The following is a 14,052-nucleotide window of genomic DNA, read 5'->3' on the forward strand; positions in this document are numbered from 1 at the left end:
CGAGCGTCCCGGTGCCGTCACGCTGACCTCACCACGGTTATGATTCACCGCCACGATTGAACCGTACAAAGGCGCACATGGGATCGCTGCCTCATCGCAAGAAAAAATGACTCTTGACGCTTCGGGCGGATGCTTGGACACTCAGTCCACAGTCAAGCGTTGGAGGCGACCATTGTTGGTCAGCGGATCGGCTACGTCCGGGTGAGCACTGTGGACCAGAATGAGTTCCGTCAGCTCGAGGGCCAGGTCCTGGACCGGGTTTTCACGGATAAGGCTTCGGGCCGTGACACCGCGCGGCCGCAGCTGACGGAGCTGCTGCGATTCGTCCGCGACGGGGATACGGTGGTTGTGCACAGCATGGACCGGCTCGCCCGCAACCTCGATGACCTGCGCGCCCTGGTGCAGGGCCTCACACGGCGCGGGGTGCGAGTGGAGTTCCTCAAGGAACAGCTCGTTTTCACCGGTGAGGACTCCCCCATGGCCAACCTCATGCTCTCCGTCATGGGCGCGTTCGCCGAGTTCGAACGCTCCCTGATCAGGGAACGCCAGCGCGAGGGCATCGCCCTGGCCAAACAGCGCGGCGCCTATAAAGGGCGGAAAAAGACGCTGACGCCGGAACGGGCAGCCGAACTGGTCCAGCGCGCCGGCACCGGCATCCCGAAAATTGTCCTCGCCCGCGATTACGGAATCAGCAGGGAAACGGTTCATCAGTACCTGCGCCAGGCAGCGTTGCAGTAACCACTTCTTCTTCCCCCATACGAACGGCGGGATGGTGGCCTCGTTAAACCCTGCGAATGCAAAATGAGCTCTGCCGTTCCCCGCTCCCCCCAGCCTTACAGAATATCCGTTATCGGCGTTCGAAAATTAATCGGGGGAGCGGTCTGAGAGGTTGCGCCTACCAACATGACCAGGGAAGTTTTCTCCCAAAGCCTAGGTCTACCACGAGGGCCATTCTGCCCTTGTGGCCTTCGCAAGCACAGGGGGCTTAGGTGAGCAACAGATCTCGGATATGGCCGGGGTAGGATCTGTTCTTACTTTTTGGGCTTGGCCCGTCTTTTTTGGACTGGCGGCACGTCCAGTTCGGGAACGGCCCGGAGCATGAAGCGGTCGAAGTGAGGCACTGTAAAACCTGCATAGCCATGCGATGGCGTGTACAGCAAGCCCATGTTGATAAGTTCTGAGCGTGTGGGAGCTAGCTGCGTGGACTCGCGCCCCATGACAGCGGCTACGTCCGCGGCCTTTTGGGAGTCAGGACCCAGCTGTGCCATGGCCCGCATGTAGGCGATCTGAAGCTGCGTGGCCCTGTCCAGCCGGACGCGGAAGAAGGAGGAATCCAGTTTCGCCTCGTATGCGTCCTTTGCATCCTCCACGTCCTCAAGGGTGATGACATCACCATCTGCCACCGCCCACACCTGATAGCCCAGTTCCTGGACAAAGTAGGGGTAGCCCTCCGTCAGCTCAAACGCCAGGGCCAGCGCATCATCTTGGAAGTGAACACCTTCAATATGTGCCGGCTCCGCGAAAGCCTTTTTTGCGTCCTCAAAGTCCAGTGAACCGATCTTTGGAAATTTGAACAGCCGCTCAGCGTAGGATTTTGCATCCCCTGCCAGCTCTGCGATTTGCGGCAGGCCAGCGCCAACGAAAGTGACCGGAAGCTTCCTTTGAACGGACTTGTGAATAGCCTGTATGACGGCTTCCAACTGTGATTGGCTCAGGAACTGAACCTCGTCGAACAAGAGGACCAGGCCCGTTCCGTGTTCCTTCGCGGCTTCCCCTAGTGAGACCAGAACGTCGGTCAGGTCCAGGGTTAAGTTCCCGTGGTCCGCAAACCCCTCCGCGGCGTCAACGTCCAGCGACAAGGTGGGGGCGCCCGATGAAGGATCAATGGAAAGGCTGAAGGACTGCAGGACCTGCGCGGCTTTTCTGGCCTTCTCCCCCCACTTTGCCTTAGGGGAGATTTGAAACAGTGCCGCCCGAAGCTGTGAATACACGGTTTGACGAAAATGGTCGTCGTCGTGCTTGCTGGCCTCAAGTTCGAGAACCTTCCACCGGAACTCCTCAGCTATCTGACGGAACTCTCCAAGCAGCACCGTTTTGCCTACGCCGCGAAGGCCGGTCACGATCATGGACTGATTTGTGCGGCCCCGGTCGAGTCGGCGCAGGAGTACGCGGAAGTCCTCCAAGAACTCATCACGGCCAATGACGATCTCCGGAGTGGCACCGGCATTGGGTGTGTAGGGGTTGTTAACGGGATCCATGCGGCAATCTTACAAGGGTTAGTCGACTTTATTTGTCTCTAATAAAGTTTCGAAAGATCAATAAACCGTCGCACTGTCAGCCTGAGCTTGGAAGGCGTGCCCGATGGCATTCGAGCGGCAGAATTCACTAACCATATGCCAAGACAGACCCATCGCTAATCTGACAGGTCGGAAAACACCGGTACCGGGACTGCCTTGAGGGGTGTCCGGGTACCGGTGCCGTTGCTTGTTGTTGCAGGACAGGAGGATTACTGGATTTGGGCGAGGTCGCGGGTTCGGCCTTCCTTGGTGAGCAGGATCGCTCCGGCGGCGACCACGAAGGCCAGAATCCAGACCGAGCCGAGCAGGGTGAGGCTGCCGCCACCGATGACCAGCAAGCCTGCGGCGATGGCGGGCGTGAACCCGGCGCCGAACGTGGATGCGCTCTGGTAGGCCAGCGATGCGCCGGTGTAGCGCACTCGGGTTGGGAAGAGTTCGCGGTAAAGGCGCCAAACGGTCCGAAGATCAGTCCCTGGATGGCTTGGCCCAGCACTACCGCCGTCGTAAAGCCCAGCACTGTCCCGCTGTCCACCAACCAGAGGATCGGGAAAGCACAGACCGCGGCGGCAATGACGCCGGTAAGCATGACGGGTTTACGGCCGAACCGGTCACTGAGGCGGGCACCGACCATGGTGGTCATTACCATGCCAAAGGCAGCCAGGGCCTTGGCATTGAGGACACCGGTCTTGTCCGCTCCGGCCTCGACGGCATAGGAAACAGCCCAGACAGTGACCATGCCTGCGATCGTGTACACGCTGGTGCCGGCAATGATGCCCAGGACCAGGTTCTTCGGGTGCCGGGTTAAAACCTCTGCCAGTGGGATCTTCTTGGATTCTGCCTTTGCTTCCAGTTGCTGGAACAGGGGTGTCTCGCTGACCTTCAGTCGGATGACGAGGCCTATGGTCACCAGCACAATGCTGATCAGGAACGGAACGCGCCAGCCCCAGGAGAGAAACTGTTCATCGGGCAGGAGGGTGAAGAGGCTGACGGCCAGTGTTGCCAGCAGGGCTCCCGCCGGTGCCCCCATGTTTGCGAAGCTTGCCGCGAAGCCGCGTTTCTTGTCCGGGGAGTGTTCCAGAGCCATCAGCATGGCTCCGCCCCACTCGCCTCCGACGGAAAGGCCCTGCACTATCCGCAGGGTGATCAGCAGGATCGGGGCAGCCACGCCGATCTGGGCGGTGGTTGGCAGCAGACCGATCATGGTCGTGGCGATGCCCATGGTCATCATGGAAACAATCAGGACGGCCTTGCGTCCGATCCGGTCGCCGAAGTGGCCGAAGATGGCGCCGCCGAGCGGCCGCGCAACATAACCGGCGGCTAGTGTTCCGAAGGATGCGAAGGCGGCCATGCCTGGTCCCAGGTCTGTGAAGAAGACCTGGCCGAACACGATCGCCGCGGCGGTGGCGTAGAGGAGGAAATCGTAGTACTCGATGGCGCTGCCGATGAAGCTGGAGGCCAGGATCCTGCGCATGTGCGTGGTGTTCAGGCTCTGGTTGTCAGAGCCGTGTTGAACCGCTTTCATGTTGGGTGATGTCGTCATCGTCATACCTATTCTGCTGTAGCGAGGGAAGGGGAATTTAGCCGGGCGAAGGAGATGACCTCCAGGTCGTCCGGTACGTAGACAGGGCCGTCAAAGGTGTCCTCGGCCCGGCGCCAGACTGCGGGGTCAGCCGTTCCCGGGACGAGGTGATGCAGTGCAAGGGCTTTGGCTCCCGCCCGGGTTGCGATACGGCCGGCCTGCTGCGGGCCGGTGTGCGACTTGCGGTGGTGGTCCACTGAAGCTTGGGCGGTCTCCGGTTCCTCGTGAGCGTAGGCCCGGTCGACCCAGTCAAAATCGATGGCCTCATGCATCAGCAGGTCCGTATCCCGGGCCAGTCGTACCAGGTTGTCGCAGGGTGCGGTGTCACCCGAGATCGTCACGGAGCCGCCTGCCGTTTGGAATCGGAAGGCAAAGGCCGGGGCGATTGGCGGGTGCTTGACCAGCGTGGCCGTCACGGTGACCAGCTCGTCACGGTAGATCTCGAACGGTTCCATTTCGGGCACGGGATTAGCGTTTGGATGGAAGCCTGTGCTTGCCGGGACCACAAGATCCTCAGCCTGGAAGTACTTCAGCGGGGACGGGCGCAGGGAATCGATTACGCGGTCGTTGATGTCCGTGGAATAGGCATGCAGCAGAGTGTGCACCATTTCCCGGGTACCAAGGGTGGGGTTCTCGGGAAAGAGCGGGTCCGGTGCCGCGGCAGCCCGGGGCGAGGCCGGCGGAAGTACCCCGCGGTTGCCCGGTCCGAGGATCCGGATCGGCCGCTGGGCTGGGTCCACGATGTGAAGGAAGCCGAAGACCGTCATGCTGGCCAGATCGATGGTGTGGTCGGAGTGCAGGTGGGTCAGGAATATCCCGCGGATCTGCGGAATCCCGATTCCGGCCATCATTAGCTGCCGTCCGACACCGTGGCCCAAATCCACCAGGTAGGCCGCATCACCGACGAGGACTGCGGTGGCGATACCGGCCCGTTCACCCTGGGTGGCACCCTTCCACCAGCGCGGACCGCCGGCTGTGCCCAACGCCACGACGCGCGGCTTCAGTTCTGAGATAGGGGCAGGATCAGGGGTCACGGGTCCTCCAAGGGTAGGTAATGCACGTCACAGCTTCTGGACAACAACTATGCGAGGGACCATAATTTTTTGTAAATCACAAATAATCAACGAACAATTTCAGGTGAGCTAATGAATGCGGTCACCCTTCGTCAGCTCGAGTACTTTCTGGCTGTCGCGGATCTGGGCTCTGTTACCGCGGCCGCGCGGCGGTGCCATGTCTCCCCCGGCGGCATCTCCCTGGCCCTGACTGAGCTGGAAACCTCCCTGGGCGCCCAGCTCATGCTGCGGCGAAAAGCCAAAGGCGCAGCCCTGACACCGGCAGGCCATTGGGTCGCGGACCGGGCCCGGTCCATCGTTGCGGACGCAGACGAACTGCAGTTCGCCGCCCAACGCCTGCAGGGCGAACTCGTCGGCCCGCTGAAGATCGGCTGCTTCGGCTCCCTTTCGCCGTGGCTCCTGCCCCGCATTATCGAGCACTTCGCCCGCAAACACCCCGCCGTCGACATCGAACTGACCGAAGGATCCTCCGACCTGCTGCAGCAGATGCTGCTCGATGGTGAACTGGACATCGGGCTCATGTACTCCCTGCACATCAACACCGAGATGGAGCAGACGACCATTGCACCCGTACGGCTCCAGCTCCTGCTCAGCCCCGACCACCCGCTGGCTGCCCAGAAGGAAATAGCCCTGCGCGACCTGGGAGACTCCCCCGCCGCGCTCCTGGGCCTGCAGCCTGCACGCGACCTGGCCGAAAACCAGCTGCGCAACGCAGGATTCGAGCCGCATATCAAGTGGCGCAGCACCAACGTCGAAACCATCCGCTCACTCGTTGCACGCGGACTGGCATACTCCGTCCTGATGGGACGGCCCCTCGGAGACCGCACCTACGAAGGACTACCCCTGGCCTACCGGCGCATCAAGGACGACCTTCCGGACAACGCAGTCGTCGCAGCCCATCCCCGCGGCACAACTCCGTCCCAAAAGGTTCGCGCCCTCCTCAATTACTGCCAGGACGAATTCACCCGGGACCGGTCACCCGTGCAGTAACAACCCAGCAGGGATCATGGGCCCCACACACCCTGCAACCTGTCTTCACCGCGGCAACCCGGACGCCGATAACAGAGCATATGGCGCGCCTGGAGCCCCGCGAAGCGTATCCGGCACGGTTTCCACGGAGTCTTGTTGATGAGTAACAACCGTGCGCCGGGCCGAATGCTGACTAAAGCCTCCTGGCCTGACTACCAGTGGATTCAAGGGCATGGCGGATGACGTGACTGCTCAGTGTCGCCGCCCCCAGGCTACGCGAAGTAGGGCTCCCGGCTATGGGCACTTTTAAGGTCTGCGGGCTGAAAGCGCTGCTGGCAGCCGCCTCCAGGAAGGAGGGTCCCGGCTCCTGCCCAGCGGCTGCACAAGGGGGGCGGCGAGCCTCCGCCCGGGCGCCAGACGTCTCATCAGGGACGCGATGTCCAGGCTCAAGCACGTCAATACCGGCGGCGGGTGCTCTGCCGTTTCGATTCGGCCTTTTACAGCCATGATGCGGTGGGCGCAGAGCTAGCGGGCGGGCGGAGGTCTATTGTGACGTGTCTATGGCCGGCCGTGAAACGCGCGATCGCCTCATTCCTGTGGCGTGGAAACAGCCGCTGTAAGGGGTGAAGGGCGAGGTTCCTGTTGCCTCGGGGCCGTTGCGCAGCCAGATCTGAGCGGACAGCCCCTGCCGACAGCAGCACCGAGGCTATTCTCGACTCTAGGACCGGGCGGGAACAGGCTCAGCACCGTGTTCGCGACCGACGACAACACGGGGAGCCGCAAATACCGCTTTGCGGCCAGGAACTGCACCAACGGCTCCAGCTGTGGGCAACCTGATAGACTCAGGTCCTTACTCAGTTTGTCCACGGCATCAGCAGTCCGCCAGCATGCGCTGCTGCGTCGGGAGACAAAAGCGGACGACGATGGCGGGAGGTTCCGTCGTCGTCCGCTGCCGTCACCTGGGAGGGGCTGGCTGAGCCGTCTACTTTATGCGGCCGCGCCTTCCGAAACCCGCTTGGGGGTAACGGCGGGGACACCGTCGCTGTCTTGCCCGTACAGCCAGTCGTTGTACTGGAAGTCGTTGTCCTTCCGGCTCTTAAACAGCAGGTTGCGCAGCGTCCGCGCAAGGCCGGACACATGCCATGACTCCCCCCAGACGCGCGCAGTGCGCTGGACGCGGGCGGTGCGGCCGGCGCGGACCGTGTTGAATTCCCGGATTGCCTCATCCCAGGCTTCAGGTTTGATGCCGTCAGCAGTGAACACGGAACCCACAGTCGCATCCTGCAGGGCAGCCGCGTCCTCCAGGGCCTGGCACGCGCCCTGGGCAAGGTACTGGAGCATAGGGTGCGCGGCGTCGCCCATCAGCACCATCCGGCCGGCCACCCAGTTCTCGATGGGGTCGCGATCGTACATGGGCCAGCGGATACCGGTCGCCAGGTTCTTCAGTGCCTCCTGCACCGCCGGCACACAGTCCTTGTAGGCAGCCTTGAGCTCGTCCACTCCCCCGTATTGCTCCTCGCCGCGTTCGAAGGACGGCGACTTGAAGACAGCCACGGTGTTAAGCAGCTTGCCCTTGCGCAGCGGGTACTGCACCAGGTGACAGTCCGGGCCCAGGTAAACAATGACGTCCTCAAGGTCCGCCTTAGGAGTGTTTTCAGTAATGGGCACAGTGCCGCGATAGGCAACGTAGGCAGAAGATACAGGTTTGTCATCAGCCACGAGCGGACGCAGGGTAGACCGCAGACCGTCGGCGCCGATTACGACATCGCCCTCGAAGTCCACACCGGCTGCAGTGTGCGCGATCCCGCGGCCATCAATGGTCTCGACGCTCTGCACTGTGACGTCATTGACGAGCTTCACGCCGGCAGCTTCACACCCTTCCAATAGGACGCGGTGCAGGTCGCTGCGGTGAATCACCACGTAGGGGGCGCCGTAGCGTTCCTCAAATTCGCCGTTGAGCGTCTGGCGGGTGAGTTCCTCACCCGTGACGGCGTCGCGGAACACTAAGTGCTTGGGCTGGACGCCAATGTCGAGGACCTTTTCCAGCAGGCCCCAGCGCTTCAGGACGCGGGACGCGTTGGGCGCCATCTGCAGACCGGCGCCCACCTCGCCGAATTCGGGGGCGCGCTCAACGAGCGTCACGTTGGCACCATTTTCGCGGAGGGCGAGGGCACCGGCCAACCCGGCCATCCCCCCTCCGATCACTAGAACATCAGTGGACGTGGCGTTCTCAGACATTGCTTACTCCTGTTAGTGCGGTAGAGGGGGAGGTTGAAAGTTTGGCTTTGAGGTTGATGCCGACGGCCGCCAGCAGGACAGCGGCGATGCCTGCGGCACCGGCGAAGGCAAGGAAGTTGGAATTGACACCCATTCCGGCAGCCAGCAGGAGCCCGCCCACCTGGGGAGCTACGACAGCGCCGATGCGGCCGGTGCCGAGCGCCCAGCCAAGTGCCGTGCCCCTCAGATGTGCGGGATAGTGGCTTGCGACCGCGGCGATGATGAGGCACTGAGTGCCATGGGTTCCGACCCCCGCCAGGACCAGCGTGAGGTACACGACCGAAACCGGCGGTCCGCTGACCAGCACCAGCAATGCGCCGGCGGCGACGGCGGCAGCCGCGATCGCAGTCGAAATGGGCCCGAAGCGCGTTCCCGCACATGCCGTGATCACGGAACCGGCCACGGCCCCCAGGTTCAGGGCAAGGGCGAAGGTCAGGGCAGAGCCCAGGTTGTAGCCAGCCAACTGCATGAGGTTGGGCAACCAGGTGCCCAACCCGTACCAGGCGAATAGGGTAGCGATGGTGGCAACGGCGAAGAGCATGCTGATGCCCAGGTAAGGGGCGCGGAGCAGGGAGGAAAAACCGGAGGCCGGCCTGGCCCCTTCCCTGGTCGCCGCCCGACCTTCACCTCGCCCGGGCTTGCCGACCGGAGCCAGGGTCTCGGGCAAATACTTCAACCCAAGGGGCACCACGATCACCAGGGCCAACACGGCCACGAGGAACATCGACTGCCAGCCAAACGCCGGAATCAGCTGGATACCCACCAGGGCAGCAACGGAACCACCGATAGGGACACCGGACATCATCAGCGTGGCCACGACGGACCGCCACTTGGTGGGGACCAGTTCCGCCACCAGGGCATTCGCGGACGGCACCAGGCCGCCAAGCCCGACGCCAGCCAGGAGGCGCAAGGCTCCGAAACTGGCGGCATTGGGGGCGAAGGCACACAGGACAGTGAAAACGGAGAACAGGATGGCGCAGCCGAGGATGGTCCTGCGCCGGCCCCACGAGTCGGCCATGCGGCCAGCGAAGATCGCCCCGATCATCATGCCCAGGAAGGCCATGGATCCCACCGTTCCCGCGGTTGCCTTGGTCAGGCCCCAGCCGGTATCCGCGATCAGGGAGGACTGGACAGTGCCGTAGACGATGAGGTCGTAACCATCGAAGACGACCAGCAGCCAGCAGACAAGGACTGCGGCGGCCGAGGCCTTGGAGAACTGGCCGTGCCTGTCATTGGAGGTGGGGGTGGAATCCCCTGACAAGGACCGTTGCGTCGCTGCAGCGGGAGGTGTGTGATTCATCCCACTACTGTCATAGTGCGCGGAGATTTACCACAATAGAATTCTGAGATGCAGAATAACCAGCCCACATTCAAAGCAACAGGGCGGAAGCCTGGGCAGAAAAAGCCTGTGCAGAAGCGGCCCACGTATCCGATTGAGGCGGTGGACAACGCGCTGCAGCTTCTGCAGCTTCTTCGCGACGGCGGTGCGCTGCGGCTGAAGGACGCTGCCGAGGAATTGGAGGTGGCACCGTCCACGGCGCACCGTCTCCTGTCCATGCTCGTTTACCGCGGATTCGCCGTGCAGGATGAAACCCGGCGCTACGTTCCGGGACCGGCCATGGGAGTCGGCCCGGCCGGACTGAGCTGGACCAGGCTGCTCCGGTCACTGGCGCAGCCCCACATGGAACTGCTCTCCGCCCAACTCAACGAGACAGTGAACCTCATGGTCCGGGTAGGCACCAAAGTCCGCTTCCTGGCAAGCGTGGAGGGGAACAACGTCTTGCGCGTAGGCGACCGGCAGGGCACCGTCATGCCAGCCAACAGGACTTCCGGCGGCAAAGCGATGCTGGCGGAACTCGAGCCACAGACGCTGGACCAGCTCTTCCGCAGCAACAATGCCGACATTAGCGGCGACACCATCCCTGATGACGAATATCCGGATTTCCTCCGCGAACTGGAGTCCATCCGCACCAACGGTTTCGCAGCCAACTTCGAAGGCACCGAGGACGGCGTGAGCGCTCTCGGGGTGGCGCTGCATAACCGGCACGGGCAGGTGGTGGGGGCCATTACCGTTGCCACTCCTGCCACACGGTTTCGCAGCGTATTCGACGCAGGTCTGGTCACCGCCCTGCGTGAAACTTGCCGCCAGCTCGAAATCGACATTGCGGCGAATCCGGCAGAGCGCGACTGACAGCAATCCACCTGGGCGCACATCCCCAGGCGCATCACCCGTGGCATAAATTCTGGAAAGCAGAATATGTTGGGCATCACACCCCCTTCCTACCTAGAGTCAAGCAACGCCAGAAAGCCGTTCTGACCTACTAAAGGAGGCCCACGTGTCCGTCAGCGCCGAAAACACGACCCATGAATCAGTGGCCGCGGGGAACACTGTTCCGGAACCGACCCCGGAAGAGGCTGCGCAGCTGGAGCAGCTCTACCAGGACTTCGATAAGGAGAACCTGATCCCGCTGTGGACAGAGATCGGGGACCTGATGCCGATGGTCCCCTCCCCGAAGGCCGTACCGCATGTGTGGCGGTGGGATGACCTGTACCCGCTGGCCGCCCGCGCCGGCGACCTGGTTCCGGTAGGCCGCGGCGGGGAACGGCGCGCGATCGCCCTGGCAAACCCGGGCCTGGCCGGCACACCCTATGCTACCCCCACACTTTGGGCAGCCATCCAGTACCTGGGCGGACGCGAGACAGCCCCGGAACACCGCCACTCGCAGAACGCGTTCCGCTTCGTAGTGGAGGGCGAGGGCGTGTGGACCGTGGTCAACGGCGATCCGGTCCGCATGTCGCGAGGGGACTTCCTGCTCACCCCGGGCTGGAACTTCCACGGCCACCACAACGACACCGATGAGCCGATGGCCTGGATCGACGGGCTGGACATCCCGTTCGTGCACTACGCGGACGCCGGGTTCTTCGAGTTCGGCACCGAACGCGTCACCGACGAGGCCACCCCGGACATCTCCCGCTCCGAACGGCTGTGGGCCCACCCCGGCCTGCGCCCGCTTTCCGGCCTGAATGACACCACCAACTCCCCCATCGCAGCCTACCGCTGGGAATACACGGACCGGGCACTGCGCGAGCAGCTACTGCTGGAGGACGAAGGCCACCCCGCCACCGTTTCCCAGGGCCACGCCGCCGTCCGGTTCACCAACCCCACCACCGGCGGGGACGTCATGCCCACCATCCGCGCCGAGTTCCACCGCCTCCGCCCCGGCGCCACAACGCAAGCCCTGCACGAGGTGGGGTCCAGCGTCTGGCAGGTCTTCGAGGGCACCGGCTCCGTAGTCCTCAAAGGAGAAACAAAGCAACTGGCCAAGGGCGACCTCTTCGTGGTCCCCTCCTGGGCCGCCTGGTCCCTCCAGGCCGACACAGAATTTGATCTGTTCCGGTTCAGCGACGCCCCCATCTTTGAGCGCCTGAACTTCAACCGCACCTACATCGAAGGACGCACCAAGTAATGAAACTCCTCACCCTCCGCCTGAACACCGGCATCGGCAACGGCAAGAGCACGACGGCGGTCCGCCAGGACGGCGAAACCCTCACCGAAATCCCCGGGTTCGCCGACGTCGGGGCCCTGCTGCAGGACCCCGCTTGGGAAGCCACCGCCAAGGCGGCCAACGGCGCAACGCACGCCCTCGACGGCGCGGACCTTGCCGCCGTCGTGCCCTCCCCAGGCAAGATCATCTGCGTCGGCCACAACTACCGCAACCACATCAAGGAAATGGGCCGGGAAGTCCCCGAGTACCCCACCCTGTTCGCCAAGTACGCCGAATCCCTGATCGGGCCCAATGATGACTTGGCCCTGCCGCAGGAATCGGACACCGTGGATTGGGAAGCCGAACTCGCCGTCGTCATCGGCAAGGCAGGACGCAGGATCAGCGAAGCCGACGCCGCGGATCACATCGCCGGCTACGCCGTCCTGAACGACATCAGCATGCGCGACTACCAGTTCCGCACCATCCAATGGCTGCAAGGCAAGACCTGGGAGAAGTCAACCCCGTTCGGCCCCGCCCTGGTAACTAAGGACGAATTCACCCCCGGACCCCTGATGACCTCTGCAGTGGACGGCGACGTCCAGCAGTCCACTCCCACCTCCGACCTGGTGTTCACCCTGGAATTCCTGGTCTCCTACATCTCCACGATCATCACGCTGAACCCGGGCGACGTGATCGCCACCGGTACCCCCGGCGGCGTCGGTCACGCCCAGGATCCCAAGCGCTACCTGCAGGAAGGCCATGTCCTCGTCACCAACATCGAAGGACTCGGCCAGCTGAAGAACCGCGTGGTCAAGGAAGCCTGATGGTAGCCCGCCACGACCAAGCTACCGATCCACGCCTGCAGGAGGACCTCTTGCAGGCACGACGTGGCACCGCGTTCTTTGCCCGGAAGCTCAACGAACTCTCCGACGCCGAACTCGACGGCGACAGCCTCCTTCCCGGCTGGACCCGACGGCACATCGTGGCACACGTGGGCTACAACGCCCGCGCCATCGCCCGGCTCGTCGAATGGGCTGCCACCGGCGTCGAAACGCCGATGTACTCCTCACCTGAAGTCCGCAACCACGAAATTGAATTCGGGGCCACCCTGGCCCCGATCGCGCTAAGGCACCTCTTCGACCACTCAGCCGTGCATCTGAACGTCGAATGGCGGGACCTGCCGGCGGATGCTTGGCATCACAGGGTTGAAACCGCGCAGGGCCGCATCGTCCCGGCGGAGGAAACCGTGTGGATGCGCACCCGCGAAGTCTGGCTCCACGCCGTGGACCTGGACAACGGCGCCACCTTCAGTGACATCCCCGCACCCGTCCTGGAACGGCTGCTCAAGGACATCACCGGCGCCTGGCACACCCGCGGCACCGACACCGGGCTGGTCGTCCAGATCACCGGTACTGATCTGGCATTCGGCGACACCAGCGCCGCCAACCCGACGATCATCACCGGGCCCCTGCCCGCCGTAGCCGAATGGGCCGCCGGCCGAGGCTCCCACGGCATCCATGCAACCGGGACCGCTACAACAGACGACATTGCTCCGGCCGCGCCTAAATGGATCTAATCGACGTGTCCGGTGACCAGTCATCCTCGACAGACCCGGCTCCGCCACGGCGCGGAAAGATGGCGGAGCTGCTGTTGCCCGGCGGCACCGAGCCTGATCCCCGCTTCACGCTGGCCAATGAACGCACCTTCCTCGCATGGATCCGCACCTCACTGGCGCTCTTGGCCGGTGGCATCGCCATCGAGGCTTTCACCTCAGACCTGTTCCTGGAACCGGTCCGCAAGGGCCTGGCCGTGATGCTCCTTCTGCTGGGCATGTTGCTGAGCGCGGGCGCCGCAGTGCGCTGGATCCACGTCGAGCAGAGCATGCGTAGCAAAACCCCCCTTCCGCTGCCGCTGATTGGGCCGCTTGTTGCAGGGGTAGGGTCACTGGCCGCCGCCGTTGTCCTCGTCCTTATCCTCTGGCGTTGACTCCGTGACCAGTACACTGAGTACTGACCCTGCGCCTCACGGCGACGCGGGGCTCCAGCCCGAACGGACCACACTGGCGTGGGACCGAACCATGCTGGCGCTGGCGACCGCCAGCGCTATCTTCCTCCGCTGGCTCTCCCACCACGGCTTCCCCGTCCTGCTGCTGTTCGCTGTCTCCGCAGGCGCTGCCGGCACCATTCATTTCACCCGGCGCCAGCGCTACCGGACCAGCTCCCGCGGAATCAAGCTTGAAACTGCTGACGCCAATACCTCCGCAGTGCTCTGGACGGCCTTTGCGGGCCTCACCTTGGGCGGGCTTGGGACCGCGGTGGTCCTAGCAGGCTAGAATATCGCCCTTCCTAAACAGCAGCGGCTTCGTCATGATC

The 14,052-nt window shown here is 63.3% G+C and carries 13 protein-coding genes; 8 read left to right on the forward strand and 5 right to left on the reverse strand.

What is annotated here, in order from left to right; genetic code table 11:
• The first annotated feature begins 171 nt into the window (after positions 1-171).
• Positions 172-738 carry a recombinase family protein gene (locus ACLH0K_RS15470; RefSeq protein WP_411376495.1) on the forward strand — a complete coding sequence of 189 codons (567 nt, stop codon included), beginning with the start codon at positions 172-174 and terminating at the stop codon, positions 736-738.
• Between the two features lie 293 nt (positions 739-1,031).
• Here ACLH0K_RS15470 and ACLH0K_RS15475 read toward each other — a convergent pair whose 3' ends face one another.
• From ACLH0K_RS15475 to ACLH0K_RS15485, 3 genes are all read right to left on the reverse strand, one after another.
• On the reverse strand, positions 1,032-2,258 hold the full coding sequence (locus tag ACLH0K_RS15475; protein ID WP_411374429.1) for an ATP-binding protein: 1,227 nt from the start codon (positions 2,256-2,258) through the stop codon (positions 1,032-1,034).
• A gap of 127 nt (positions 2,259-2,385) precedes the next feature.
• The gene (locus tag ACLH0K_RS15480) at positions 2,386-3,837 is read right to left on the reverse strand and encodes an MFS transporter (protein WP_411374430.1); all 1,452 of its coding nucleotides are present in this window, start codon (positions 3,835-3,837) and stop codon (positions 2,386-2,388) included.
• Positions 3,838-3,845: 8 nt separating this feature from the next.
• The gene (locus ACLH0K_RS15485) at positions 3,846-4,910 is read right to left on the reverse strand and encodes an MBL fold metallo-hydrolase (protein ID WP_411374431.1); all 1,065 of its coding nucleotides are present in this window, start codon (positions 4,908-4,910) and stop codon (positions 3,846-3,848) included.
• Between the two features lie 111 nt (positions 4,911-5,021).
• On the opposite strand from ACLH0K_RS15485, the gene ACLH0K_RS15490 reads away from it, so the two are divergent.
• Positions 5,022-5,939, forward strand: coding sequence for a LysR family transcriptional regulator (locus ACLH0K_RS15490; RefSeq protein WP_411374432.1), 918 nt, complete (start codon positions 5,022-5,024; stop codon positions 5,937-5,939).
• Positions 5,940-6,905: 966 nt separating this feature from the next.
• Here ACLH0K_RS15490 and ACLH0K_RS15495 read toward each other — a convergent pair.
• Positions 6,906-8,156, reverse strand: coding sequence for an FAD-dependent oxidoreductase (locus ACLH0K_RS15495; RefSeq protein ID WP_411374433.1), 1,251 nt, complete (start codon positions 8,154-8,156; stop codon positions 6,906-6,908).
• The gene (locus tag ACLH0K_RS15500) at positions 8,149-9,495 is read right to left on the reverse strand and encodes an MFS transporter (RefSeq protein ID WP_411374434.1); all 1,347 of its coding nucleotides are present in this window, start codon (positions 9,493-9,495) and stop codon (positions 8,149-8,151) included. The genes ACLH0K_RS15495 and ACLH0K_RS15500 overlap by 8 nt, the downstream gene beginning before the upstream one ends.
• Before the next feature lie 48 nt (positions 9,496-9,543).
• Here ACLH0K_RS15500 and ACLH0K_RS15505 point away from each other — a divergent pair, with 48 nt between their 5' ends.
• The 6 genes from ACLH0K_RS15505 (at position 9,544) to ACLH0K_RS15530 (ending at position 14,012) form a co-directional block, all read left to right on the forward strand.
• A complete protein-coding gene (locus ACLH0K_RS15505) occupies positions 9,544-10,386 on the forward strand; it encodes an IclR family transcriptional regulator (protein WP_411374435.1) in 843 nt (280 codons plus the stop codon).
• Between the two features lie 145 nt (positions 10,387-10,531).
• Positions 10,532-11,662, forward strand: a complete 1,131-nt coding sequence (locus tag ACLH0K_RS15510) for a cupin domain-containing protein (protein WP_411374436.1) — start codon at positions 10,532-10,534, stop codon at positions 11,660-11,662.
• Positions 11,662-12,504 carry a fumarylacetoacetate hydrolase family protein gene (locus tag ACLH0K_RS15515; RefSeq protein ID WP_411374437.1) on the forward strand — a complete coding sequence of 281 codons (843 nt, stop codon included), beginning with the start codon at positions 11,662-11,664 and terminating at the stop codon, positions 12,502-12,504. Before ACLH0K_RS15510 ends, ACLH0K_RS15515 begins: the two co-directional genes overlap by 1 nt.
• Positions 12,504-13,256: a maleylpyruvate isomerase family mycothiol-dependent enzyme gene (locus tag ACLH0K_RS15520; RefSeq protein WP_411374438.1), complete on the forward strand. Its 753-nt coding sequence runs from the start codon at positions 12,504-12,506 to the stop codon at positions 13,254-13,256. The genes ACLH0K_RS15515 and ACLH0K_RS15520 overlap by 1 nt, the downstream gene beginning before the upstream one ends.
• Positions 13,247-13,666, forward strand: a complete 420-nt coding sequence (locus tag ACLH0K_RS15525) for a YidH family protein (RefSeq protein ID WP_411374439.1) — start codon at positions 13,247-13,249, stop codon at positions 13,664-13,666. Before ACLH0K_RS15520 ends, ACLH0K_RS15525 begins: the two co-directional genes overlap by 10 nt.
• A gap of 4 nt (positions 13,667-13,670) precedes the next feature.
• Entirely contained in the window at positions 13,671-14,012 is a 342-nt protein-coding gene (locus ACLH0K_RS15530) for a DUF202 domain-containing protein (protein ID WP_411374440.1), read from the forward strand.
• Positions 14,013-14,052: the final 40 nt, after the last annotated feature.

It is taken from the genome of Arthrobacter sp. MPF02, from assembly GCF_046605375.1.
Classification (GTDB): Bacteria; Actinomycetota; Actinomycetes; order Actinomycetales; family Micrococcaceae; genus Arthrobacter.